This is a genomic window from Azonexus sp. R2A61 (assembly GCF_021401135.1).
In the GTDB taxonomy this organism is placed as follows: domain Bacteria; phylum Pseudomonadota; class Gammaproteobacteria; order Burkholderiales; family Rhodocyclaceae; genus Azonexus.
The window spans coordinates 517,358-538,617 of sequence record NZ_JACBFO010000002.1 but is presented as its reverse complement, the minus strand read 5'-3'; the positions used below and the strand labels follow the sequence as shown (position 1 = coordinate 538,617).

Genomic DNA, 21,260 nt, shown 5'->3' with positions numbered 1-21,260 from the left:
CGGCAAAAGCTCAGCGCTGGGTGGGCGTGCAGATTTCGACGAGCGTGCCGTCCGGGCAGCGGACGAAGGCAACCAGTTGCCCCCAGGGCGTCCGTTTCGGTGCCGCTAGCTCGATGGCGCCACAGGCCAGGGCTTGCCGGTGCACGGCCGCCACGTCATCGACGAAGAGGCCGATCTCGACGCCCAGCGGCCGCGCGCTTTCCTGGCCGGCAACATAGCCGCCGGGCAGCAAATCGGCCATCAGCGCGTGCGAGGCAAAGGCCAGCGCGGTCGCACCGGTGTCCAGCTCGCCGTAGCCGGCGACTTCGTCGAGGAAGCTCGTCTTCAGCCCGAACGCCCGCTCGAAGAAGGCCAGCGATGCCTTGACGTCCTGTACGTAGACGATGGTGTAGCCGAATTTCATGGTCAATTGATCCCGCTCAGCGTTGCATCAGCGCGAACACACCCCAGCCCAGGTATTCGCGGGTGTAGGTGGCGTAGCGCACGGGTTCGCTCGTTAGCTGGGCGCGCACCTCGCCGGCCAGTTCGTCGTCCGGGTTGGCCGCCAGCCAGCGGCGCATGGTCAGCCACTTGGCTGCCTCGTAGCGGTCCCAGCCGTCCTGATCGGCCAACACCATTTCGACCACGTCGTAACCCAGTTCGCCGAAGGACGCGAGCAGTTGCGGCAGGGTGAGAAAGTCGGCCACCGCATGCGCCAGGCAACCCAGCGCCACCGCCTCTGTCGGCGGCAACTGCCGCCAGTAGGGCTCGCCGATCAGGAAAAGGCCGTCCGGTCGCAGGCTGCGCGCCAGCAATTCCAGCGTGCCGGCGACGCCGCCACCGATCCAGGTGGCACCGACGCAGGCGGCGACATCGACCGGTTCGTCGGCGACAAAACCGGCCGCGTCGCCATGGATAAAGCGGACCCGGTCGGCAACGCCGAGTTCCACCGCCCGGCGCTGCGCCTGCTCGGTAAACAACTGGCTCAGATCGACGCCGGTGCCGACGACGCCATGATCGCGCGCCCAGGTGCACAGCATCTCGCCCGAACCGCTGCCCAGATCAAGCACCCGCGCCCCGGCCTCCAGCCGCAAGGCCGCGCCGAGCGTGGCGAGCTTGTCCGGGGTCATCGGATTGTGAATGCGGTGGGCGCTTTCGGTGATGTTGAATATTCGGGGGATGTCCAAGGGGAGCCCTTATGGGATTGGATGGTGAAAAGATGAGGCAGGGTTATTCGCCGATTCTACCTTCAAAAAATACGGCATTGCCGTATGATTTGCCCATGCATACCGTTGCCGAAACCGAAATTTCCCAGCGTTACGCTGCGGCCATCTGGTCGGAAAGCGAGCGTCTCGAATTCATCGAGTGGATCGCCGCCAACCCACCGGCGGGCGATGAGATTCCCGGCTCGGGCGGTTGCCGCAAGGTGAGATGGAGCCGGGCAGGGATAGGGATGGGCAAGCGCGGCGGTGCGCGGGTCATTTATTTCAGTGTGCTGGATGGCCGCATCTGGCTGCTGATCGTTTATGCGAAAGCCAAGTTCGATAAGCTGCCGGCCGAGTTTCTGGCCAAATTGAAAGTCGAGGTGGAACATGGATAAGGACATGGAACAGTTTCAGAACGATCTGCTGGAATCGGTACGGCAGATGAAAAGCGGCAAGGCCGCCAGGGTCTGCACGGTTGAAGTCTCGGCCGCAACCGAAGCGCGCAACCGGGTGAATATGTCGCAAAGTGAATTCGCCAAGCTACTTGGGGTTTCCGTGCGCACTTTGCAGGATTGGGAACAGGGCCGGCGGCAACCATCCGGCGCGGCAAAAACCCTACTGCGCATCGCCGCGCAGAACCCTGAGGCGGTCAAGGCGGCTGCGTGAATTTAACGTTGGTCTGAACAGTCAAATGGTCGCAGTGAATTGGGAAATCAAATGTCTATGATTCCCGTGGCATCGCTGGTTGACGCCTATTCTGCAAGTTCAAAACAGTTGTTGCGGTTCATTTGAAATGTGTTTTTGCAAGACCTGACCCCGACACTGCGCCGCTTTTGGAGACTTGCGCCCTTTTTCGCTAGGATTTAAAGCGCTCAATTAATGTATGTGCAGCTTGCAGTTCAGGGCATTGGGAAGCGCAGATGTCTACGAAGGGCTCCAACTCCTTACGGATTGCAGAAATGGTGTTGCGACGAAAGAACTCTGTAGCCTTTTCCTGCGTGACGTCGTGATCACCTTTACGCTCGCCTAAATCTGTAGCGATGATTGGATTTGCCTTGAAGTGGACGAGCGCGTTGCGTATTCGCTGGGATTCAAACGCCAACTGACGAATACGGGCGCTAGGTTGTACCCCTATAAGAGGAAGTAATACGTCAAGCTTTGACTTCAGATCTACGCCCCCAATGGATTCAGTAATGGCTGTGTGAGAGAACCCACGAATTCGAAGGAATAGGCGCACTACTGTATTAACTTCTCTCTCAATCAAGGTGTGTAGAAGCACTACGGCTGACTGCGAATCACCGTTCTCCGTGCATATGTGAATGCTGTTTATCTTTTGCGCAACATGATCAATATGTATTTCAAAGGCCCAATCGTCGGTACGGCCGAGTTGGTTGATTAATTCACGGAACTTCTTTTTGCTACGAACCTTGGACGGATTGATCTGCTTGGTACCGATTAACCGCGCAATTACGAGAGCTGCAAGATTTCTAAACGCAGAAAGTGTTTTGTCGTCAACTTCTTCAATGGACTGTTCTGTCGAATGCATCGCTAAGACCTGATGGGAAGAGAGGGACCTTGCTGTACAAGAACAAATGTCTCTTGATATCAATTTGTTGATTCGTTTTTGGTAGGAGGTAGTACTACAGATCGAAAGATGTGTTTTGCTCAACTTCAGTTCATCAGCATAACAGTCTGTGCCTTCTATCGAAACCTCTCTCGTTTTCACGTCTCCTCGATGCTTCCAAACTTTCCCTTGTTAATTAGTTGCAAAATTAAACTAACAACTCTACAGTACCCCCAAGCGCACGTTCCAGCGCTTGCACTCAAGGAGAACGATCATGCCAAAGCAGCGTATTCATCTGGTCATCATCGATCCGCAGAACGATTTCTGCGATCTGCCGGCTGAGGATTGTCCGGTCATTGGCGGCGTGCAGCAGGCGCCGGCTTTGCCGGTGGCGGGGGCGGATGCGGATTTGTGGCGGGTGGCGGAGTTGATTCGTGCCGGCGGTGCCGGTTTGAGCGACATTTCGGTGACGCTCGATGCCCACCAGCGCGTCGATATCGCGCATCCGACCTTCTGGCGGCAGGGCGATGGCAGTGCGGTCGGGGCATTTACGCAGATTCGCGCGGCCGATGTGCGTGCCGGGCGTTTCCTGCCGCGCCGGGCTGAGGCGCTGCCGCGCGTGCTGGCTTATCTGGAGGCGCTGGAGGCGGCCGGGCGGTATGTGCACATGGTCTGGCCGGTGCACTGCGAGATCGGCACCTGGGGCCACAGCGTCCATGCTGCCGTGCGCGCCGCCTACAACGATTGGGAGGAGGCGAACGCCGCTGTGGTGACCAAGGTGTTCAAGGGCAGCAATCCGTGGACCGAGCACTTCAGCGCCATCCAGGCCGAGGTGCCGGATGCCGACGATGCCGATACCCAGTTGAACGCCGGTTTCCTGGCCAGCCTGGTGACGGCCGATGTGGTGTTGTTCACCGGCGAGGCGGGCAGCCACTGCGTGCGGGCCACCGTTGAGCACGTGGTGGAGAACTGGCCAGCCGGCGAACTTGGGCGGCTGGTGTTGCTCACCGACTGCATGAGCGCGGTGGGCGGGTTTGAAGCGCAGTACGCCGAATTTCTTGACAGCATGCGGCAGCGGGGCTTGCGCCTGAGTACGGCGCAGGCGGTGTTGCCGGAGTTGTTGGCGAACTGCTGAAAAATTTGTGCCGTTTTCGGCGTTGACCGCAGGATTTTGCTGAAAGCCGCACCTGCGGCGGCCGGCAACGGCAGGAAGAAGGAGAAGGAAGATGAGCACCATGGCACAGCAACCCGTCGTCCGCAGCCTGCTGGAAAACGACCTCTACAAGTTCACCATGTGGCAGGCGCTGCTGCACAGTCATCCCGGCGCCCAGGCCGAGTACGCCTTCGTCTGCCGCAACACGCCGCTGTTCCCGCTGGCCGAGCTGAAGCCGGCGGTGGATGCCGAGCTGGACCGGCTCTGTTCGCTGACTTTCGCCGACGACGAGCTGGCCTATCTGCGCGGCCTGCGTTTCATCAAGAGCGATTTCGTCGATTTCCTCACCGTCTTCCGCTTCCAGCGCCGTTTCATCGAAACCCGCGTCAATGGCGACAAGCTGGAGATCGTCGCGCGCGGGCCGCTGGTGCATGTGATGGCTTTCGAGATTTTCGTGCTCTACATCGTCAATGAGCTGTACTTCCGCCGCCTGCCGGTGGATGAAAACCTGCTGACGGTGGCGCGCCAGCGCCTGCGCGAGAAGATTGACTTCATCCGCGGCCTGGGCGAGGAGCTGTGCTCGGCCGACGAGCCTTTCGTCTTCTTCGATTTCGGCCTGCGTCGCCGCTACTCCGGTGCCTGGCACGAGGAAGTGGTGCGCACGCTGGCGGCCGAGCTGCCGGTCAATTTCCGCGGCACCTCGAACGTGCTCTTCGCCAAGGAAATGGGCCTGACCCCGATCGGCACCATGGCGCACGAATACCTGCAGGCCTACCAGTCCTTCGGCTTCCGCCTGCGCGATTTCCAGAAGGCGGCGCTCGAAGGCTGGGTGCAGGAATTCCGCGGCGACCTCGGCGTGGCGCTGACCGACGTGGTCGGCATGGACGCCTTCCTCGGCGACTTCGACCTCTACTTCGCCAAGCTGTTCGACGGCCTGCGCCACGATTCCGGCGATCCGGTCGAGTGGGCGGAGAAGGCGCTGGCGCACTATCGCAAGCTGCATATCGACCCGCGCAGCAAGCGTCTGGTCTTCTCCGACGGCCTCGATCTGCCGCGCGCCGTGGCGCTGTTCCGGCGTTATCGCGGCCGCGTCATGACCTCCTACGGCATTGGTACCAACCTGTCCAACGACACGCCCTTTGCCGCGCTCAACGTGGTCATGAAGATCGTCGCCTGCAACGGCCAGCCGGTGGCCAAGCTCTCCGACTCGCCGGGCAAGACGCTGTGCGACGACCAGACCTTCCTGGCCTACCTGCGCCAGGTGTTCGGACGAAAGGACGGTGGATCATGAGCGCGCTGCGTCTGTCGCTGGCCCAGATCAACCCGACGGTCGGCGACATCGCCGGCAATGTCGCGCTGATGCGCGCCGCTGCGCAAAATGCTGCGGTCGACGGCGCCAGCATGGTGATTTTTCCGGAGCTGTCGCTGACCGGCTACTGGCCGGGCGACCTGCTCGACGAAGCGGATTTCCTCGCCCGCGTCGACGCCGGCCTTGAACAACTCGCCGCCGCCAGCCGCGCCACGCCCGGCCTGTGCTGGGTGGTCGGCGCGCCGACCCGGCGCGCGGGGCCGGGCAAGCGTCTGCACAACAGTCTGCTGGTGCTGCGCGACGGCGCGGTGGTGCTGAGCTACGCCAAGCAATTGCTGCCGACCTACAACGTCTTCGACGAATCGCGCCACTTTGCGCCGGGGCCGGATGTCGCCCGCGTGCTGCGCGTCGGCGGTGCCCAGGTCGGCTTCCTGATCTGCGAGGACGGCTGGAACGACGACGGCGCCGATTACGCGGTCAATCCCTTCCGCCGCCTCGCCGACGCGGCGCCGGACCTGGTCGTGTCGATCAACGCCAGCCCGTCCAACATCGGCAAGCGCGAGCAGCGGCACGCGCTGTTCGCCGCCGCCAGCCGCCGCCACAAGCTGCCGCTGGTTTATGTGAACCAGATCGGCGGCCACGACCAGCTGGTCTACGACGGCGCCTCCTTCGCGGTGACGCCGGACGAGGGCGTGGTCTTCGAAGCGCCGCGTTTCATCGCGGCACAAGTCACGCTGCAATGGGACGGCGCCGCCTTCCGCGCCGGCGCCGGCGCGCCGCTGGCGCCGGTTGTTGCGGCCGGGTTGCCGGTGATGGAGTTTTACCGCCGGCAGATCGTCCTCGGCCTGCGCGACTACGCCCGCCGCTGCGGCTTCAAGCAGGTGGTGGTCGGCTCCTCCGGCGGCATCGACTCGGCGCTGACCCTGGCGCTCGCCGCCGAGGCGCTGGGGCCGGAGAACGTCGTCGCGGTGACGCTGCCCTCGCGCTTTTCCAGCAGCGGCAGCGTCGATGACTCGGTGACGCTGTGTGAAAACCTGGGCATCAAGCTGTACACGCACCCGATCAAGGCCTTGGTCGGCCAGTACGAGGCCGATTTCGCCGCCGCCTTCGGCGAGCCGTTGCACGGCCTGGCGCTGGAAAACCTGCAGGCGCGCGTGCGCGGCACCGTGCTCATGGCGTACTCCAACCGCTACGGCCACCTGCTGCTGACCACCGGCAACAAGAGCGAGATTTCGGTCGGCTACTGCACGCTCTACGGCGACACCAACGGCGGCCTCGGCCTGATCGGCGACCTCTACAAGACCGAGGTTTTCGAGCTGTGCCGCCACCTCAATGCCGAAGCCGGGCGAGAGTTGATCCCGCTGGCGATCATAGCCAAGGAACCGTCGGCCGAACTGGCGCCCGACCAGCGTGACAGCGACAGCCTGCCGCCTTACCCGGTGCTCGACACCATCCTGAAAGTGCTGATCGAGGGCGAGCGCCTGGGCGCGACCGAGCGTGCCGCCGTGCAGGCCGACTACGCCACGCTTGCCGCCGGCCCCGACGGCCCGGCGCTGATCGCCCGCGTCCGCCGGCTGATCGCCCGCAACGAGTACAAGCGCCGCCAGGCGCCACCGATCCTGCGCCTGCGCGGCCGCGCCTTCGGCAGCGGCCGGCAGATGCCGATTGCCGCGAAATACGATTGAGGAAACGCGCATGAACAGTAAAGAGAAATTCGACATCGCCGTCGTCATCGGCCGCTTCCAGCCCTTCCACAACGGCCATGCGGCGCTGCTGGCGCAGGCGTTGGGCTGCGCGGAGAAGGTCATCGTCCTGCTCGGTTCGGCGCACGCCGCACGCAGCGCCAAGAACCCGTTCAGTTGGGAAGAACGGGCGAGCATGATCGCGCTGACGCTCGACGAGGCGAGCAAGGCGCGCGTTTCCTTCCTGCCGCTGCGCGACTACTACGACGAACGCCGCTGGCGGGCGGCGGCGCTCGCCGCGGTACAGGCGCAGGCAGCGCCGGGTGTGCGCATCGCGCTGATCGGCCACGCCAAGGACGCGACCAGCGAATACCTGCACGGCTTCCCCGGCTGGACGCTGCTGCCGGCGCCGGCCTACGGCGCAATCAACGCCACCAGCCTGCGCCGCATCCTGTTCGAGGGCGAGGACCGCGCCGCGACGCAGGCGCTGCTCGCCGGACAGGCGCCGGCCGCCGTTGTGCACTACCTGGCCGGCTGGCTGAACCTGCCGTTTGTTGCCGGCCTGCGCGAGGAACATGCGCGCGTTGAAGCGGGCAAAAAAACCTGGGGCACCGGGCCGTTCATCACCGTCGACGCGGTGGTCACCGCCGCCGGCCACGTGCTGCTGATCGAACGCGGCCAGCCGCCCGGCAAGGGCCAGTGGGCACTGCCCGGCGGCTTCCTGGAGCCGCGCGAGCGGGTCCTGCAGGGGGCGATGCGCGAACTGCAGGAAGAAACCGGCTTCGCGCTGCTGCCGGCAACGCTGGAAGGCCTGCTGCGCGGCACGGCAGTCTTCGACCACCCCGACCGCAGCCAGCGCGGCCGCACCATCACCCACGCCCACTGGTTCGACCTCGGCGACAGCCGGCTACCGGAAGTCGCCGGCGCCGACGACGCGGCAGCGGCGAAATGGGTGCCGGTCAGCGAACTGGCAGCGATGGAAGGCGAGTTGTTCGAGGACCACTTCATGATCCTCAATCATTTTTTGCAGGTTTTGCCGGTTGACCGTGAGGGTAGCGATTGACGTCTGTCCCGCCGCTGCCGGCCCGCTGCATGGCGGGGCTTCGATCAGGGGCGGGCGCTGGCGCGATGCAGATTCCGTTCAGCCGCCAAGCTCGTTCCGCAATGCGGCAAGCTCGGCGCGCAGTTCGCCGACTTCGTTTTCCAGTGCGCTGACGCGGTTTTTCAGTTCGTCGATTTCCTGATTGCCGACGCGTCCGCCGCTTGCTGGCGCCGCTTCCACGGTCGGCTGACCGCTCAACAGGTGGCTCCAGCGATTCTCACGCGATCCGGGCAGGCGCGGCAGTTCGACGACCAGCCCCTTGCCGGCGAGTTCTTCGAGGAAGGCTTCGACCGCGGAGATGTCGGCGAAGCGGTGCAGGCGTTCGCAGTTCAGGCGCAGTTCGCCGGCGGTTTGCGGGCCGCGCAGCATCAGCACGGTGAGCAGCGCCGAGGCCTGGGTCGGCACGCCGAGCACCTTTTCCAGCCGATGCTCGAAACGGACGACGCGGCTGCCGCTGACTTCGACCGCCAGCCCCGCGTCCTTGAGGCCGTCAAGCGCTTGCAGGATTTCCGCTTCGCCGAGTTCGAGCACCGGCTGGCGGCTGGTCTTCTGGTTGCAGCCGGCGGCCAGCGCGTTGAGCGACAGCGGGTAGGTGTCGGGCACGGTGCGCTGCTTTTCGACCAGCGTGCCGAGGACGCGGGTTTCGGCCAGGGAAAGGTGGGGCAGGGTATCGGTCATGTTCGCTTCAGCCGTGGGTGGCGAGTTCGAGGAACTTCTGGTCGCCGCAGTCCTTGCAGCGCGGCAGCGGCGGCGCGTCGCCTTCGGGAACGCAGCTGACCAGCGCACGGTAGCGGGCGTAGTGCTCGGCCATGATCGGCACCGCCTCGACATTGGCCCAGTGGCAGAAATCGAGGACGACGTTGGTGTCGAGGACGAAGCGCAGCATGGGCGGATTATAAACGGGCCGGCTTGCGGTTCACAGCGCTGGCTTGAGGACCATCAGGAAGAAAACGGCGAGCATGGCGACGAAGGCGGGGTAGCCAAGGCGTTCCCAGAGCCGGGCGTAGCGCCAGTAGCGCGGCGGCAGTTCCTCGTTGGCGGCCGCGGCAGCTTCGGCCATGTCGGCCATGCGCAGCTGCAGCCAGACCACCGGCAACCAGCACAGGCCGGCAATGACGTAGAGCACCAGCGTTGCGACGATCCACGGTGTCGTCCATTCCCAGCCGGCGAGGTGGGCGAGCCAGAGGCCAGAGATCGGCTGGAAGAGCACGGTTGGCGTGGTGAACCACCAGTCGGCGCGGACCACCAGGCGGGCGGTGGTGGCGATGGCGGCGACCGGGCCGCGGCGGTTGGTGAAGAACAGGTAGAAGGCCGAGCCGAAGCCGGTGCCGACGAGCAGCACGGAAGACAGGATGTGCAGGGCCTTGAGAACGAAGTAGGTGGTCATGGTCTTTCCTCCTCGGCAAACAACAGGATGAGCACGGCCAGGATCGGCAGGTTCTTGCTGAGTGGGCCGTAGGGATGGATCAGGAATTCCGGCAGGCAGACGGCGATCAAAGCCGAATAGCCGGCGATCAAAGCCATCTGCGCCAGCCACAGGCGGCGGCCAGGGGCGAACAGCGTGGCCAGGCCGAAAGCAGCGTCGAGCAGCGCGGCGCCGATCAGCGCGACCATGGCCGGCGCGCCGCTGAGGCCGGTGCGGGCGAGCAGCGCCAGACTATCGGGGATTGGATAAGCGAACAGGCTGACCCAGGCGGTGATCAGCCAGACGGCGGCGAGCGCCAGGCGCAGCAGCGGCGCGCGCCAGCCGGCCAGGGCTTGCTGGCGCAGGTGAGGCGCTTCGGCGGGCGTGATGAATTGGGCCGGGCGGTGGGCGTCGGGCGGGTAGGGCGTGCCGACGTAGGCATCGGCGCTTTGCAGCATGCGCCAGGTTTGCGTGTCGAGCAGGCCGCCGGGCAGATGTTCGCCAACGCGGGCGGCGACATTCATCAGCCAGCCCGGCAGCGGCAACACCGGTGCCGGCGCAAAGCCCAGGCTGCGGCGGTAGCTGGCGATCAGTTCGCGCAGTGTCAGCGCTTCGCCGCCGCGCAAATCAAGGCACTGGCCGGCCGGCGTCGCCGGGTCGAGCAGGCGGAGAACTTCAGCGCACAGGTCGTCGATGTGGATACTGTGCAGGTGCTGCTTACCGCCCAGTGGCAGCGGCGTCAGCGGCAGGCTGGCTAGCAGGCGGAAGGCGCGGGCCGAGGCGCCGGCTTGGCCATAGACCAGCGCCGGGCGGACGATCTGCCATTCCAGCGGCAGCTCGCGCAGGAAATCGTCGGTGGCGCGTTTGCTGGCGAGGAAGGGCGCTTCGCCACGGTCCGCGCCCTGCGCCGAAACCTGCACGACGCGGCGTACGCCGGCGGAGACGCAGGCGCTGAAGAAATCCTGCGGTCCACGCGTATGCAGGGCCCAAAAAGTCTGCTCGCCCTGTTCGCGCAGGATGCCGACGGCGTTGACGGCGGCGTCGCAGCCGCGCAAGGCCTGCTGCCAGGCGGCGGGGTCGGGACGGCCGAAGTCGATGGCGACCTCGTTGGCAGCCTGCGGCCGGCGCACGCCGCGCAGCACCTGGTGGCCGGCGGCGCTCAACGCCCGGCCCAGCGCGCTGCCGATGAAGCCGCTGGCACCGGCGATCAGGATGCGCATGGCGTCACCTCTTCGTTGCTTTCCACGCCGGTCGCGTGTTGCGGCAGCGCGACCGGGGTCGGGATGTGCTTCCAGATACGGCGCGAGAGCAGGCCGACCGCGACGAGGACGCCGATCAGGCTGAGCCGGAAGGCGTCGCGCAAGGCCAGCGCCGGGTCGCTGAAGACGGGATTGGCGGCGAAAAAGAGGACGAGCAGCAAGGGTAGCCCGAGCAACAGAATCGCGCTGGTCCGCCACCAGAAATCGGCCCGGCCGACGGTGCCGCAGAGGTCGACCAGGATGCCGGTGAGGGCGGTTTTCAGGTAGTAGGCGGCGAGGCCACCAGCGAGCAGGGCGAGACAGACTTGCAGCAGGAAGATCAGGGTCGAGTCCATGGTGTTTTCTTTCTTACGAATATTTCTGTAAGTACAGAAATTGATGCTTCAAAAAAATGGGCCAGAACGGCCCATGCCGGGTGAAAGCGGTTTATTCGCTGCTGCTGCCCTTGCGGAAGGTCTGGCTCAACTTGGCGCCGATGCCGAGCATCTTCATCAGCGTTTCCGGCTTCAGGCGCAGCATTTCGTCGGACCAGGTGGTGAGGATCTGGATGAACTCCAGCGTCTCGCGGATGCGCTGCTGCGCGCCTTCGTCCTCGTTGGCCAGGTCCGGGTTGCTGAGGAAGCCGTTGAGTACATCGATGGTCGGGTCGATCTCGCGTTGGCGACGGCCTTCGACGATCAGCCGGAACAGCTCCCAGACATCGGTCGAGGTCTCGAAATGGTCGCGCCGGTCGCCCTTCAGATGCACCGTGCGCACGAGCTTCCAGGATTGCAGCTCCTTGATGCTGGTGCTGACATTGGAGCGGGCGACGCCCAGCGTGCTGGCGATTTCCTCGGCTTCCATCGGCCGCCCGGCCAGATAGAGCAGGGCATGAATCTGCGCGACGGTGCGGTTGACGCCCCAGCGCGAGCCCATTTCGCCCCAGTGGAGGATGAATCGTTCGGAGATCGGTTTGAGTTCCATGACCGCAATGTAGTGATGTCTGTAATTTCTGTCAACGCAGAAATTTTAGAAGTTGCACCGGCTGGTCAAGTGCCCTCTGGCGTCGGCGCCCGCATCTTCGCCTCGAACTCCTTGCGCACCTCGCGCCTGAGTTGCGCCGCCCGGTAGCGGCGGATTTCGTCCGGCGTTTCCGGTATCAGCGGCGGCACGGCGGTTGGCTTGCCTTCGCCGTCGACGGCGACCATGGTGAAGAAACACGAATTGGCATGGCGGATGATCTTGCCCTGGATGTCCTCGGTGATCACCTTGATGCCGATTTCCATCGAGGTATTGCCGGTGTAGTTGACCGAGGCCAGGAAAGACACCAGTTCGCCGACGTGGATGGCCTGGCGGAACATCACCTGGTCGACCGACAGGGTGACCACGTACTGGCCGGCGTAGCGGGCGGCGCAGGCGTAGGCGACCTGGTCGAGCAGCTTGAGGATGGCGCCGCCGTGGACGTTGCCGGAGAAGTTGGCCATGTCGGGCGTCATCAGCACGGTCATGGCGAGTTGGTGGTGGGGAAGGTGCATGGCGGTTTCGGCTGGCGGGAAAAAAGCGGTGGAAAAGAAAAGGGCGGGATGATTTCCCGCCCTGTTTTACGGTCGACCGTGGAAAACCTCAGTTATCCAGCACGCTGCGCAGCATCCAGGCGGTCTTTTCGTGAACGTCCAGGCGTTGGGTCAGCAGGTCGATGGTCGGCTGGTCGTTGGCTGCATCGACCACCGGCAGCAGCTTGCGCGCGGTGCGGGCGGTGGCTTCCTGGGCGCCGACCAGGTAGCGGACCATGTCGTCGGCGCTCGGCACGCCTTCGACTTCGGCGATCGAGGCGAGTTTGACGAATTCCTTGTAGGTGCCCGGTGCCGGGTAGCCCAGCGCGCGGATGCGTTCGGCGATCAGGTCGAGGGCGTTCCACTGTTCGGTGTATTGACCCATGAACATCAGGTGCAGGCTGTTGAACTGCGGGCCCTTCACGTTCCAGTGGAAGTTGTGGGTCATCAGGTACAGCGTGTAGCTGTCGGCCAGCAGCGCGGAGAGACCGGCGACGATCTTCTTGCGGTCGGCTTCGGAAATGCCGATGTCGATGGCCGGCAGCTTGGCGGCGACGGTCTTCGTGGCGGCGGGCTTGCTTGCCGGTTTGACCGCCGGCTTGGCGGCGGCAGGCTTGGCGGCCGGCTTCACGGCCTTGGCAACGGGGGCTTTGACGGTGCTGGCGGCTTTGGTCTTCTTGGTGGTCATCAACGGTTCTCCTGAAAGTTGTCGGCGGGGCGGCACTGGCGTGCTTCGGCTGGCCGTTCCGGGATCGGGCTGCCGCTCAGGGCCGCCCGCGTACGTCGCGTCCGAAAATATAGCGCAATTCAGCGCGGGATGGGCGTTTCGAGCAGCGAACAGGCGACTTTCGGCGGCACGATGCGGAACGCCAGCCGGGTTCGCCCGGTCAGCTTGAGCAGGGCCTTGTCCTTGCTGACCAGCAGGTCGGCGCCGCTGCGTGCGGCGAGTTCGAGGAATTTCTGGTCGTCCGGGTCCTTGCAGCGCGGCAGCGGCGGCGCTTCGCCATCGGCGATCACTTCGACCAGCGCACGGTAGCGCGTCCAGCGTTCTTCGATCATCGCCGGCGTCAACTTCAGTTGCGGGTAGGTCAGTACGCGTTGCAGTTCGTCCAGCGTGCGGGCATCGACCAGGCAGCGGATATGGCCGGCTTCGAGGGCGGCCATGATCGGTACGGCATCGACGTTGGCCCAGTGGAACAGGTCGAGCACGACGTTGGTGTCGAGAACGAGACGTTGCATGCGGTCAGTCGCCGGCCGGCTTATGGCAGTAGGGGAGCAGTGCGCTGGCGGCGGCCAGGCGGTGGGCGGCGGCGGCTCGCGGGTCGTTCATCACGGCGAACAGGAAAGTTTTCGGATCGCGGTAGTCGCCGCCGGTGGGCAACAGGTCGCCGGTGCTGACGGCCGGATCGGCGATCGGGCTGACGGGTTGCCCCAGACGATTCAGCGCGCGCTCGAATTTTTCGCTGGAAATGAGGTCGACCGCAGCCAGCAGGCCGGCCTGACGTTCCGGGTCGGGCGGGAAGTCGAGGCCGTCGCCATCGGCGAACAGGCTGCCGAGCGTCGGATCGATGAAGGCCGACCAGCGTTCGCCGACCTGCCGCGGCAGGCGCCGGAGGGTTGGCGTGGCGGCGTTGCCGGGCAGTAGCTCGATGCGGTCGACCGGAATTTCAGCAAGAAAACGGCGCCGCAGGGCATGGAGAAAATGCCCGGCGCGTTCGGCGGGAACCGGGTCGGCCAGCGCGAACCACAGGGCGTAACCGCCTTCCGCCTCGACCGAGACGGCGGGCAGCGGCAGGTCGAGTTGGGCGAGGCCGGCGAGCAGCGCGGCGATCTCCGGCCAGTGGCGACTGTCATGCAGCACGATCTGCAGGGTGCGGACGTTGCCGGCCGCGTCGTAGCGGGGCAGCGTGTCGCCGCGGTCGGTTTCGCCGGGCAGCGCGAACAGGCGGTGGAAGGTATCGGGCATCGGGGCGGAATCGTGCGGGCTGGCGGGCATTTCGGCGGGGCGGGGCGGCAAGGGCGGTGAGGCGTGATTGTCGCGGCTCGCGCGGTGTCGCGCAATCCATGGCAAAGCGCGCGATAATGCGCGCCTTTTCAGCGATTTGCCGCGTTTCGATGTCCGATTCCCGTTCCTTTCCCCCGCCATTGCCTGCCGGCCGCCTGCTGCTCGCGCCGATGGAGGGCCTTGCCGATCCGCTGATGCGCGACGTGCTGACGGCGATCGGCGGTTACGACTGGGGCATCTGCGAGTTCATCCGGGTGACCGAGAGCGTGCTGCCGAACCGGACTTTCCTGCGCACCTGCCCGGAACTGTCCAACGCTAGCCGGACGCCGGCCGGGACACCGATGCGCGTGCAACTGCTCGGTTCCGATCCGCATTTCATGGCGGCCAACGCGCGCCGTCTGGTCAAACACCGGCCGGCCGGCGTAGACATCAACTTCGGTTGTCCGGCGCCGACGGTGTTCAAGCATCGCGGCGGTTCGGCGCTGCTCGGCGAACCGCAACTGCTGCACGACATCGTCGCTGCGGTGCGCGCGGAAATTCCGGTCGACATCCCGTTGACCGCAAAAATGCGGCTGGGCATCGACGACGTCTGCCTGGCCGTCGATTGTGCGCAGGCCATCGCGGCGGGCGGTGCGGAAGAACTGATCGTGCATGGCCGGACCAAGGCCGACGGTTACCGGCCGCCGGCGCGCTGGGCGCAGATCGACCGCGTGCGGTCGGCGATCGACATTCCGGTGATCGCCAACGGCGAGGTGTGGACTGTCGACGACTGGCGGCGCATCCGCGACGAGAGCGGTTGTGCCGACGTGATGTTCGGCCGCGGTGCGCTGGCCGATCCGCTGCTGCCGCGCCGAATCCGCGGCGAAGCCGATGACGATCGGGCGGCCGGCTGGCGGCAATTGCTGCCGTGGCTGGAGATCTTCTGGCTGGGCGTGCGTCAGCGCGTGTTGCCGGTGCATGCCGGCGGCCGGCTGAAGCAGTGGCTGATGCTGCTGCGCCGTCATTACGCCGAGGCCGAGGTGCTGTACCAGCGCTTGCGGCCGGTCAAGGGAGCCGAGGACATCGACCGCTTGCTGCTCGATGCCGGGGTGCTGGCCCGGCTGCCGCTGGCCGCCTGAACGATGGACGGCAATTCGCGCTTCATCCACAGCGCCCAGGACGGTCCGCATGCCGATCTGGCGATCTTGTTCCAGCGCCATCTGGCGCATCCCTTCCGCAAGCCGCTGCTCGATTACAACCGGCTTGCCGTGGCCCAGGCGCTGGCGGCGCGCGATGCGTGGAATCCGGCCGCGCCGCTGATTCTCGACGCCGGTTGCGGCGTCGGCTGGAGCACGCTGCGGCTGGCCGCCGCTTTTCCCGAGCATTTCGTTTTTGGCGTCGATCAGTCGGTCGACCGCATCGAACGCGGCAAACCGGCGGCGCTGCCGGCCAACGCCGTGCTGATCCGCGCCGATCTGGTCGATGTCTGGCGTCTGCTGGCCGCCCAGGGCATCCGGCTGGCGCGCCATTACAACCTGTATCCGAATCCGTGGCCGAAGATCGGCCATCTGGCGCGGCGCTGGCATGGGCATGCGGTATTTCCGGTCTGGCGCGAACTGGGCGGCATCGTCGAATGTCGCAGCAACTGGCGCATCTATATCGAGGAAATGGCTTTGGCGCTCGGCTGGCTGAGCGCTCGCGAAGTCTGCGCCGAAGCTTATGTCACCGACGATCCGCTGACCCCGTTCGAGAAAAAGTATCTGGCTTCCGGGCACGAGCTGTGGCGCTGCCGGGTCGATCTGGGATGACGGCCGGCCGATGAGCGTTTGCCAGACCTGCGGCGCCTGCTGTGCCAGCCTGCGCGTCGATTTTCACCCGGCCGAACTGGCCGGCGGCGCTTTTGCCTGGGGCGACGGCGTGCCGGTCGCACTGACCGTGCCGGTGACGCCGGCCATCGTCCGCATGCGCGGCACCGACAGCCCGACGCCGCGTTGCGCTGCGCTCGACGGCGAAGTCGGCGTGGCAGTGAAATGCACGATCTACGACGGTCGACCGTCGCCATGCCGGGAATTCGATGTCGAACATCCGGCCTGCAACCGGGCCCGCCGGCAGTGCGGCCTGCCGCCCTGCTAGCGCATCACGCAGTTGCGGCCGCCGCCCTTGGCCCGGTAAAGCGCCTGATCGGCGCGGCGTAGCGCATCGTCCTCGTCCTTGTCGTCCGCTTCGACGATGCCGACCCCGATGCTGACGGTGACCCGGCCGACGGTCGGTGCCGTCGAATCGGCAATGCCGGCGCGGATTTTTTCGGCGACGATCATCGCCCCTGCCGGCGAAGTGTCCGGCAGGATCGCCAGAAACTCCTCGCCGCCCAGCCGGGCGACGAAATCAGTCTGCCGTGCCGAGGCTTTCAGCTGATCGGCGATGTGGATCAGCACCTGATCGCCGGTTTCGTGTCCCCAGGTATCGTTGACCCGCTTGAAATGGTCCACGTCGATGACCAGCAGGGCTTCTTCCTGCTGGCTCCGACGGCTGCGCTGGAACTCGCTGCGCAGGCGCTCGTTGGCGGCCAGCCGGTTGTGCAGGCCGGTCAGCGTGTCGTGGCGGGCCAGTTGTTCGAGCGCCAGGTTGGCTTCGCGCAGTTCGCGCGTCCGCCGGTCGACCTTTTCTTCCAGCGAGGCGTTGGCTTCCTGCAGTGCTTTTTTCGATGCCCGCAAGTGGGAGAACATGTCGCGCAGCGAATCGGCCAGCGTGCGAATTTCACGTAAACGGCAGTCGACCGCAAAACTGCCGCTTTCGTCGTCATGCTCGATGGCCTGGGCGACCTGGGCCAGGCGTTCGAGCGGTCGGCTCAAGGTGATGGCGATCCAGTAGGCGAGGATCATGAACAGCAAGGCGACGGCCACCCCGATGATCAGCAGGCTGTAGTGCAGCCGGGTGACCGGGGCGAGCGCCAGATCGGCCGATTGGCGGACGATGATCAACCAGCCCGGTTCGCTGTCGATGCGCTGCATGCCGATCATGTAATCGCCGTTTTCGGGCCAGTGGAAGCGCGTCAGCCGGGGATCCTGGCGCAGCGGGTCCGGCAGGTGCGCTTCATTTACCGCCTTGAACGGATAGAGGATCTTGCCCTGCGGATTGGCGATCAGCACTTCGATTCCGTTCTGTTCGGCATCGGCCGGCAGAATCTGGTGGATGACCTCGTCTACCCAGCGCCAATGGGCATGCGATGCCACGACGCCGAGGAAACGTCCGGCCTCGTCATGTACCGGCGAGGCGAAGTCGACGAAGCGCAGCGGTTCGCCGGGTGCCGGGGCCGGCAGTTTCTTGGCCAGCAGTACGGCTTCGTGCACGTCACCGATGAAGTCGCCTGTCCGGCTCTGCGCGAACCAGTCACGCCGGGAGGCATCGACGCCTTCGAGCATGCCGTCGGCAGCCACCCGAACGACGCCGTCGGCATCGGTCAGGCCGATCCAGGCGTAGTGTCGGTAGGCTTTCTTGGCCAGCGCCAGCATGCGGCGGATGTTGTCGTTTTCGAGGCGCTGCCCCGGTTTCGGCAAGCTGTGGCTGAGCAGGTGAATTTCCCGCTGCCGTTCCTCGAGGTTGTTTTCGACGACGAGCGCGACGTTGAAAGCCAGATTGCGCAGGCGCTCTTCGCCATCCTCGATGATGTGCGCCGTCGCGACGCGATTGATGTACAGCGTGATGCCGAGCATGAAGGCGATCGACAGGCCGCCGAAGAGCAGGACCAGGCGAAGGCGGAAACTGTCAGAGGTCAGGGGCATGGCGGCGCTTCCGGCGGGAACTTGCTGCCATTATAGGGAAATAACAAAAATGATACAGTCGGCCGCCGGTCAGCCTCTACGGTGCCGGTGCGCCAGCCAGTGATGGATGCTGGCGAACAGTTTGTCCGGCGCGACCGGTTTGCCGATATGGTCGTCCATGCCGGCGTCGAGGCAGCGCTGGCGATCTTCGGCGAAGGCGTTGGCGGTCATCGCAACGATCGGCAGCTCGGCCAGGCCCGGCAGGGCGCGGATCGCGCGCGTCGCTTCGAGCCCGTTGAGGTTCGGCATCTGCATGTCCATCAGGATCAGCGAGTAGCCACCGGTGCTCGCCATGTCGACGGCCTGCCGGCCGTCTTCGGCGGTATCGACGATCAGCCCGGTTTCGGACAGCAGTTCGCGGAACACTTCGCGGTTCACCGGTTCGTCTTCGGCCAGCAGAATGCGTCGGCCGGCAAAGCGGCGCTGGATTTCGGCCTCGTGGTCGATGGCGTTTTCGGGGGCCGCGGCAGACTGCGGGGCCTGCAATCGGATTTCGAAGGTGAACCGGCTGCCGCGACCGGGTTCGCTGTCCAGTGTGATGTGGCCGTCCATCAGTTCGATCAGGCGTTTGCTGATCGCCAGCCCGAGGCCGCTGCCGCCGTGCTGACGGGTCAGCGAACCGTCGGCCTGTACGAAGGGCTGGAACAGCTGCTGCTGCATGCCCGGCGAAATGCCGATGCCGGTGTCGCTGACTTCGCCGCGCAGGATCGTTGCCCCGTCGTCTTCGGCCAGTGTCAGGGCCAGCGTGACGCAGCCCTGTTCGGTGAACTTGATGGCGTTGCCGCACAGGTTGAGCAGGATCTGCGCAATCCGCTGTGCGTCGCCGCGTACGCGTCTGGCGCGGGTTTCGCCGGCAATGTCGAATTTCAGGCGCAGTCCCTTGTCGACCGCAAGCTGCTCGATCAGGCGCTGCAGGCCATCGACCATGTCGCCGATCGTGAAGTCGGCATGGCTGAGCGTCATCTTTTCGGCTTCGATCCGCGACAGGTCGAGAATGTCGTTGATGATCGCCAGCAGGTGGCGGGCGGCATCGGCGGCCTTGCCGAGCTGGTCCTGTTGCTTGCGGTCGGTGGCGCGGCGCAGGGCGAGGTCGGTCATGCCGAGGATGGCGTTCATCGGCGTACGCAGTTCGTGGCTCATCGTCGCCAGGAAGGTGCTTTTCGCCCGGCTTGCCGTTTCCGCGGCTTCCTTGGCCACCGAGAGTTCGCGGGTGCGTTCGTCGACGCGCCGTTCCAGTTCGCCCCGGTAGCGGGCCAGTTCCTCTTCGTTGCGCCGGCGTTCGGAGATGTCGCGGGTGATGCCGAGAACGTGAGCGGGTTTGCCGTCGCCATCGAGCAGGACACTGGCGACGACTTCGGTGGGAACGATGCTGCCGTCCCGGCAGGGCTGCTCGACCTCCAGTGTCCGGGTATGAGGCCCCGGGGCGCCGGCAGCGATCTCGGCGAGCGTTTCGCGCAGCATCTGTCCCACCTTCTCCGCCGACTCCGGCGTCAGCGACTCGCTCATCGGCCGATCCATGATTTCTTGCGCAGTCCAGCCGCGCAGCCTGGCCACCGACGGGCTGAGGTAGCTGAAACGCAATGCCGGCAGTTCGAGCACCCAGATCACGTCGTTGCTGTTTTCGGAAATCAGCCGGTAGCGGGCTTCGGCAAGTCGCAGGGCATCGTCGGAGCGCGAGCGTTCGACGGCCAGTTCGGCCAGTCGGGCGTAGCTTTCGATCTGTTCGATTTCCCGCGGACTGGGTGTGGCCGGGCTACGGTGATAAAGCGCAAAGGTGCCGATGACCTTGCCATCGCGTCCGTGGAAGGGCTGCGACCAGCAGGCCCGAAGGCCGGCCCGCTCGGCCAGTTCAATGAAATTCTGCCAGTAGGGATGGCTGCGGATGTCTTCGACGACGACCCGTTCGTCGCGCCAGGCGGCGGTGCCGCAGGAGCCGACCTGATCGCCGATGGCAAGGCCGTCGATCGCCTCGATGTAGAAATCCGGGAGGCTCGGTGCGGCGCCGTGGCGGACGAATCTTCCCGTCGGATCGAGCAGCAGGATGGAGCACAGCACGCCGGATCGCTGCTGCTCGACTTCGCGTGCCAGGTTGTCCAGCACTTCGGGCAGCGAGGCGCCCCGGTTCAACAGGTGCAGCACGCGGTTCTGCAACAGCAGTTCCCGGCCGCGTTCGGCCAGTTCACTCTGACTCCGACGCAGGCGGGTATTCAGGCGGTGCGTGTTGAAGGCAATACCGGCCAGGGCGACCAGCGCGATCAGTGCCAGTGCGAGCGGCATCAGATAGCGATCCCAGTCGTGCGTTTCGCTCTCTTCCGGGAGAAAGCCTTCCAGCGATACGTCCGCCGGCAGCATGCCGAGTTCGGCATAGACGTTGGCAATATGCCGCCAGCGCCCGGGATGCATGTAACCGATCGGCACGAGGTCGGGCCGGATCAGCGGCAGGCTCTGTTCCGCTTCGAAGGCCAGATGTTCGCGGCTGGGGCCGGCCGGTTTGCGTTGCCGGATCAGTTCGATGATTTCGTCCGGGTGGGCCAATGCGTATTCCCAGCCGCGCAGGCTGGCCTGCACGAAGGCCTGGGTCCGTTGCGGATGGTCGCGCAACTCCCGTTCGCTGGTGAATAGGTTGTCGCCGTAAAAATCGATGCCGACCGAGCGCGGCGTCAGCAGCAGATAGGAAAAACCCTGGCGGTCAAGCACGAAGGGTTCGTTGGTCTGATAAGCCGACATCGCGTCGACCTTGCCGTCGATCATGTCCTGCGGGTTGAAGCTGTGCGGCAGACGTTGCAGCGACGCGGGGGGAACGCCCTCTCGCTTGAGATAGGCGCTCAGCTCTTCCGTCTGCTTTTCCAGCATCAGGCGCTTGCCGGCCAGATCGTGGATGCTTTGCAGGTCTGCGCCGCGGCGGGCGACGATGACCTGTGGCGAATGCTGGAAGATGGCCGCCAGCACGACCACCGGTTGGCCGGCATGGCGATCCAGGATCAGGCTGCTGGCGCCGACGCCAAAATTCGCCTCGCCGTGCACGACGCGCCTCACCACATCGGTTTCGGGAGCGGCTTCGACGATGTCCACGTCGAGGCCGGCCTGCGCGTAGTAACCCTGGGCCTGGGCGGCGTAATAACCGGCGAACTGGAAGGCGTGCGTCCATTTGAGCTGCAGCGCGATCTTGTCCGCCGCCATGACCAGCGTCGGCGCCAGCAGCATGGCCAGCACGAGCCCCTGCAGGCGGCTGGCAATGCGGTGGCGGACGGTGGCGGTCACGATG

The 21,260-nt window shown here is 65.2% G+C and carries 24 protein-coding genes; 9 read left to right on the top strand and 15 right to left on the bottom strand.

Annotated features, from left to right (window positions below; all coding sequences use genetic code 11):
* Positions 1 to 10: 10 nt before the first annotated feature.
* Entirely contained in the window at positions 11 to 403 is a 393-nt protein-coding gene (locus L0962_RS07645; RefSeq protein ID WP_234085761.1) for a VOC family protein, read from the bottom strand.
* Positions 404 to 419: 16 nt separating this feature from the next.
* Positions 420 to 1,166 carry a cyclopropane-fatty-acyl-phospholipid synthase family protein gene (locus L0962_RS07640; protein WP_234085760.1) on the bottom strand — a complete coding sequence of 249 codons (747 nt, stop codon included), beginning with the start codon at positions 1,164 to 1,166 and terminating at the stop codon, positions 420 to 422.
* Between the two features lie 95 nt (positions 1,167 to 1,261).
* Here L0962_RS07640 and L0962_RS07635 point away from each other — a divergent pair, with 95 nt between their 5' ends.
* On the top strand, positions 1,262 to 1,579 hold the full coding sequence (locus tag L0962_RS07635; protein WP_234085759.1) for a transcriptional regulator: 318 nt from the start codon (positions 1,262 to 1,264) through the stop codon (positions 1,577 to 1,579).
* Between the two features lie 4 nt (positions 1,580 to 1,583).
* Positions 1,584 to 1,850: a DNA-binding transcriptional regulator gene (locus L0962_RS07630; protein ID WP_234085758.1), complete on the top strand. Its 267-nt coding sequence runs from the start codon at positions 1,584 to 1,586 to the stop codon at positions 1,848 to 1,850.
* A 190-nt stretch (positions 1,851 to 2,040) separates the two neighbouring features.
* Here L0962_RS07630 and L0962_RS07625 read toward each other — a convergent pair whose 3' ends face one another.
* Positions 2,041 to 2,730: a hypothetical protein gene (locus L0962_RS07625; protein ID WP_234085757.1), complete on the bottom strand. Its 690-nt coding sequence runs from the start codon at positions 2,728 to 2,730 to the stop codon at positions 2,041 to 2,043.
* 292 nt (positions 2,731 to 3,022) lie between these two features.
* Here L0962_RS07625 and L0962_RS07620 point away from each other — a divergent pair, with 292 nt between their 5' ends.
* From L0962_RS07620 to L0962_RS07605, 4 genes are all read left to right on the top strand, one after another.
* Complete coding sequence (locus L0962_RS07620) at positions 3,023 to 3,883, top strand: cysteine hydrolase (RefSeq protein WP_234085756.1); 861 nt, start codon at positions 3,023 to 3,025, stop codon at positions 3,881 to 3,883.
* Between the two features lie 91 nt (positions 3,884 to 3,974).
* Entirely contained in the window at positions 3,975 to 5,192 is a 1,218-nt protein-coding gene (gene pncB / locus L0962_RS07615) for a nicotinate phosphoribosyltransferase (RefSeq protein ID WP_234085755.1), read from the top strand.
* The gene (locus tag L0962_RS07610) at positions 5,189 to 6,895 is read left to right on the top strand and encodes an NAD+ synthase (protein ID WP_234085754.1); all 1,707 of its coding nucleotides are present in this window, start codon (positions 5,189 to 5,191) and stop codon (positions 6,893 to 6,895) included. Before pncB ends, L0962_RS07610 begins: the two co-directional genes overlap by 4 nt.
* A 10-nt stretch (positions 6,896 to 6,905) precedes the next feature.
* Positions 6,906 to 7,955, top strand: coding sequence for a bifunctional nicotinamide-nucleotide adenylyltransferase/Nudix hydroxylase (locus L0962_RS07605; RefSeq protein WP_234085753.1), 1,050 nt, complete (start codon positions 6,906 to 6,908; stop codon positions 7,953 to 7,955).
* A gap of 78 nt (positions 7,956 to 8,033) precedes the next feature.
* Here L0962_RS07605 and L0962_RS07600 read toward each other — a convergent pair whose 3' ends face one another.
* From L0962_RS07600 to L0962_RS07555, 10 genes are all read right to left on the bottom strand, one after another.
* A complete protein-coding gene (locus tag L0962_RS07600) occupies positions 8,034 to 8,672 on the bottom strand; it encodes a YceH family protein (RefSeq protein ID WP_234085752.1) in 639 nt (212 codons plus the stop codon).
* A gap of 7 nt (positions 8,673 to 8,679) precedes the next feature.
* Positions 8,680 to 8,880, bottom strand: coding sequence for a PIN domain-containing protein (locus tag L0962_RS07595; RefSeq protein ID WP_234085751.1), 201 nt, complete (start codon positions 8,878 to 8,880; stop codon positions 8,680 to 8,682).
* Positions 8,881 to 8,910: 30 nt separating this feature from the next.
* On the bottom strand, positions 8,911 to 9,381 hold the full coding sequence (locus tag L0962_RS07590) for a DUF2269 domain-containing protein (protein WP_234085750.1): 471 nt from the start codon (positions 9,379 to 9,381) through the stop codon (positions 8,911 to 8,913).
* Entirely contained in the window at positions 9,378 to 10,619 is a 1,242-nt protein-coding gene (locus L0962_RS07585; RefSeq protein WP_234085749.1) for an SDR family oxidoreductase, read from the bottom strand. The genes L0962_RS07590 and L0962_RS07585 overlap by 4 nt, the downstream gene beginning before the upstream one ends.
* A complete protein-coding gene (locus L0962_RS07580; RefSeq protein ID WP_234085748.1) occupies positions 10,607 to 10,993 on the bottom strand; it encodes a hypothetical protein in 387 nt (128 codons plus the stop codon). The genes L0962_RS07585 and L0962_RS07580 overlap by 13 nt, the downstream gene beginning before the upstream one ends.
* A 91-nt stretch (positions 10,994 to 11,084) precedes the next feature.
* Entirely contained in the window at positions 11,085 to 11,621 is a 537-nt protein-coding gene (locus tag L0962_RS07575) for a GbsR/MarR family transcriptional regulator (protein ID WP_234085747.1), read from the bottom strand.
* Between the two features lie 65 nt (positions 11,622 to 11,686).
* The gene (locus L0962_RS07570; RefSeq protein WP_234085746.1) at positions 11,687 to 12,172 is read right to left on the bottom strand and encodes an acyl-CoA thioesterase; all 486 of its coding nucleotides are present in this window, start codon (positions 12,170 to 12,172) and stop codon (positions 11,687 to 11,689) included.
* Positions 12,173 to 12,260: 88 nt separating this feature from the next.
* Positions 12,261 to 12,734: a Dps family protein gene (locus L0962_RS07565; RefSeq protein WP_234086222.1), complete on the bottom strand. Its 474-nt coding sequence runs from the start codon at positions 12,732 to 12,734 to the stop codon at positions 12,261 to 12,263.
* Between the two features lie 263 nt (positions 12,735 to 12,997).
* Positions 12,998 to 13,429, bottom strand: a complete 432-nt coding sequence (locus tag L0962_RS07560; protein WP_234085745.1) for a putative toxin-antitoxin system toxin component, PIN family — start codon at positions 13,427 to 13,429, stop codon at positions 12,998 to 13,000.
* Positions 13,430 to 13,433: 4 nt separating this feature from the next.
* Positions 13,434 to 14,156 (bottom strand): hypothetical protein, encoded by a 723-nt coding sequence (locus L0962_RS07555; RefSeq protein ID WP_234085744.1) that lies wholly within the window; start codon positions 14,154 to 14,156, stop codon positions 13,434 to 13,436.
* Positions 14,157 to 14,305: 149 nt separating this feature from the next.
* Here L0962_RS07555 and L0962_RS07550 point away from each other — a divergent pair, with 149 nt between their 5' ends.
* From L0962_RS07550 to L0962_RS07540, 3 genes are read left to right on the top strand one after another with little or no spacing between them, the layout of a single operon-like run.
* Complete coding sequence (locus L0962_RS07550) at positions 14,306 to 15,313, top strand: tRNA-dihydrouridine synthase (protein ID WP_234085743.1); 1,008 nt, start codon at positions 14,306 to 14,308, stop codon at positions 15,311 to 15,313.
* A 3-nt stretch (positions 15,314 to 15,316) separates the two neighbouring features.
* The gene (locus tag L0962_RS07545; RefSeq protein ID WP_234085742.1) at positions 15,317 to 15,982 is read left to right on the top strand and encodes a tRNA (guanosine(46)-N(7))-methyltransferase TrmB; all 666 of its coding nucleotides are present in this window, start codon (positions 15,317 to 15,319) and stop codon (positions 15,980 to 15,982) included.
* A 10-nt stretch (positions 15,983 to 15,992) separates the two neighbouring features.
* Positions 15,993 to 16,307 carry a YkgJ family cysteine cluster protein gene (locus L0962_RS07540; RefSeq protein WP_234085741.1) on the top strand — a complete coding sequence of 105 codons (315 nt, stop codon included), beginning with the start codon at positions 15,993 to 15,995 and terminating at the stop codon, positions 16,305 to 16,307.
* On the opposite strand, the gene L0962_RS07535 is transcribed toward L0962_RS07540, so the two are convergent.
* Both L0962_RS07535 and L0962_RS07530 read right to left on the bottom strand, forming a co-directional pair.
* Positions 16,304 to 17,956 carry a diguanylate cyclase gene (locus L0962_RS07535; protein WP_234085740.1) on the bottom strand — a complete coding sequence of 551 codons (1,653 nt, stop codon included), beginning with the start codon at positions 17,954 to 17,956 and terminating at the stop codon, positions 16,304 to 16,306. The genes L0962_RS07540 and L0962_RS07535 overlap by 4 nt on opposite strands.
* Before the next feature lie 69 nt (positions 17,957 to 18,025).
* Positions 18,026 to 21,256, bottom strand: coding sequence for an ABC transporter substrate-binding protein (locus tag L0962_RS07530; RefSeq protein WP_234085739.1), 3,231 nt, complete (start codon positions 21,254 to 21,256; stop codon positions 18,026 to 18,028).
* Positions 21,257 to 21,260 lie beyond the last annotated feature (4 nt).

Bases quoted from the DNA above. Each gene is read 5' to 3' on its own strand.
- L0962_RS07645 (WP_234085761.1), bottom strand. From the start codon at position 403: ATGAAATTCGGCTACACCATCGTCTACGTACAGGACGTCAAGGCATCG.
- L0962_RS07635 (WP_234085759.1), top strand. From the start codon at position 1,262: ATGCATACCGTTGCCGAAACCGAAATTTCCCAGCGTTACGCTGCGGCC.
- L0962_RS07630 (WP_234085758.1), top strand. From the start codon at position 1,584: ATGGAACAGTTTCAGAACGATCTGCTGGAATCGGTACGGCAGATGAAA.
- L0962_RS07625 (WP_234085757.1), bottom strand. From the start codon at position 2,730: ATGCATTCGACAGAACAGTCCATTGAAGAAGTTGACGACAAAACACTT.
- L0962_RS07620 (WP_234085756.1), top strand. From the start codon at position 3,023: ATGCCAAAGCAGCGTATTCATCTGGTCATCATCGATCCGCAGAACGAT.
- pncB (WP_234085755.1), top strand. From the start codon at position 3,975: ATGAGCACCATGGCACAGCAACCCGTCGTCCGCAGCCTGCTGGAAAAC.
- L0962_RS07610 (WP_234085754.1), top strand. From the start codon at position 5,189: ATGAGCGCGCTGCGTCTGTCGCTGGCCCAGATCAACCCGACGGTCGGC.
- L0962_RS07605 (WP_234085753.1), top strand. From the start codon at position 6,906: ATGAACAGTAAAGAGAAATTCGACATCGCCGTCGTCATCGGCCGCTTC.
- L0962_RS07600 (WP_234085752.1), bottom strand. From the start codon at position 8,672: ATGACCGATACCCTGCCCCACCTTTCCCTGGCCGAAACCCGCGTCCTC.
- L0962_RS07595 (WP_234085751.1), bottom strand. From the start codon at position 8,880: ATGCTGCGCTTCGTCCTCGACACCAACGTCGTCCTCGATTTCTGCCAC.
- L0962_RS07590 (WP_234085750.1), bottom strand. From the start codon at position 9,381: ATGACCACCTACTTCGTTCTCAAGGCCCTGCACATCCTGTCTTCCGTG.
- L0962_RS07585 (WP_234085749.1), bottom strand. From the start codon at position 10,619: ATGCGCATCCTGATCGCCGGTGCCAGCGGCTTCATCGGCAGCGCGCTG.
- L0962_RS07580 (WP_234085748.1), bottom strand. From the start codon at position 10,993: ATGGACTCGACCCTGATCTTCCTGCTGCAAGTCTGTCTCGCCCTGCTC.
- L0962_RS07575 (WP_234085747.1), bottom strand. From the start codon at position 11,621: ATGGAACTCAAACCGATCTCCGAACGATTCATCCTCCACTGGGGCGAA.
- L0962_RS07570 (WP_234085746.1), bottom strand. From the start codon at position 12,172: ATGCACCTTCCCCACCACCAACTCGCCATGACCGTGCTGATGACGCCC.
- L0962_RS07560 (WP_234085745.1), bottom strand. From the start codon at position 13,429: ATGCAACGTCTCGTTCTCGACACCAACGTCGTGCTCGACCTGTTCCAC.
- L0962_RS07555 (WP_234085744.1), bottom strand. From the start codon at position 14,156: ATGCCCGATACCTTCCACCGCCTGTTCGCGCTGCCCGGCGAAACCGAC.
- L0962_RS07550 (WP_234085743.1), top strand. From the start codon at position 14,306: ATGTCCGATTCCCGTTCCTTTCCCCCGCCATTGCCTGCCGGCCGCCTG.
- L0962_RS07545 (WP_234085742.1), top strand. From the start codon at position 15,317: ATGGACGGCAATTCGCGCTTCATCCACAGCGCCCAGGACGGTCCGCAT.
- L0962_RS07540 (WP_234085741.1), top strand. From the start codon at position 15,993: ATGAGCGTTTGCCAGACCTGCGGCGCCTGCTGTGCCAGCCTGCGCGTC.
- L0962_RS07535 (WP_234085740.1), bottom strand. From the start codon at position 17,956: ATGCCCCTGACCTCTGACAGTTTCCGCCTTCGCCTGGTCCTGCTCTTC.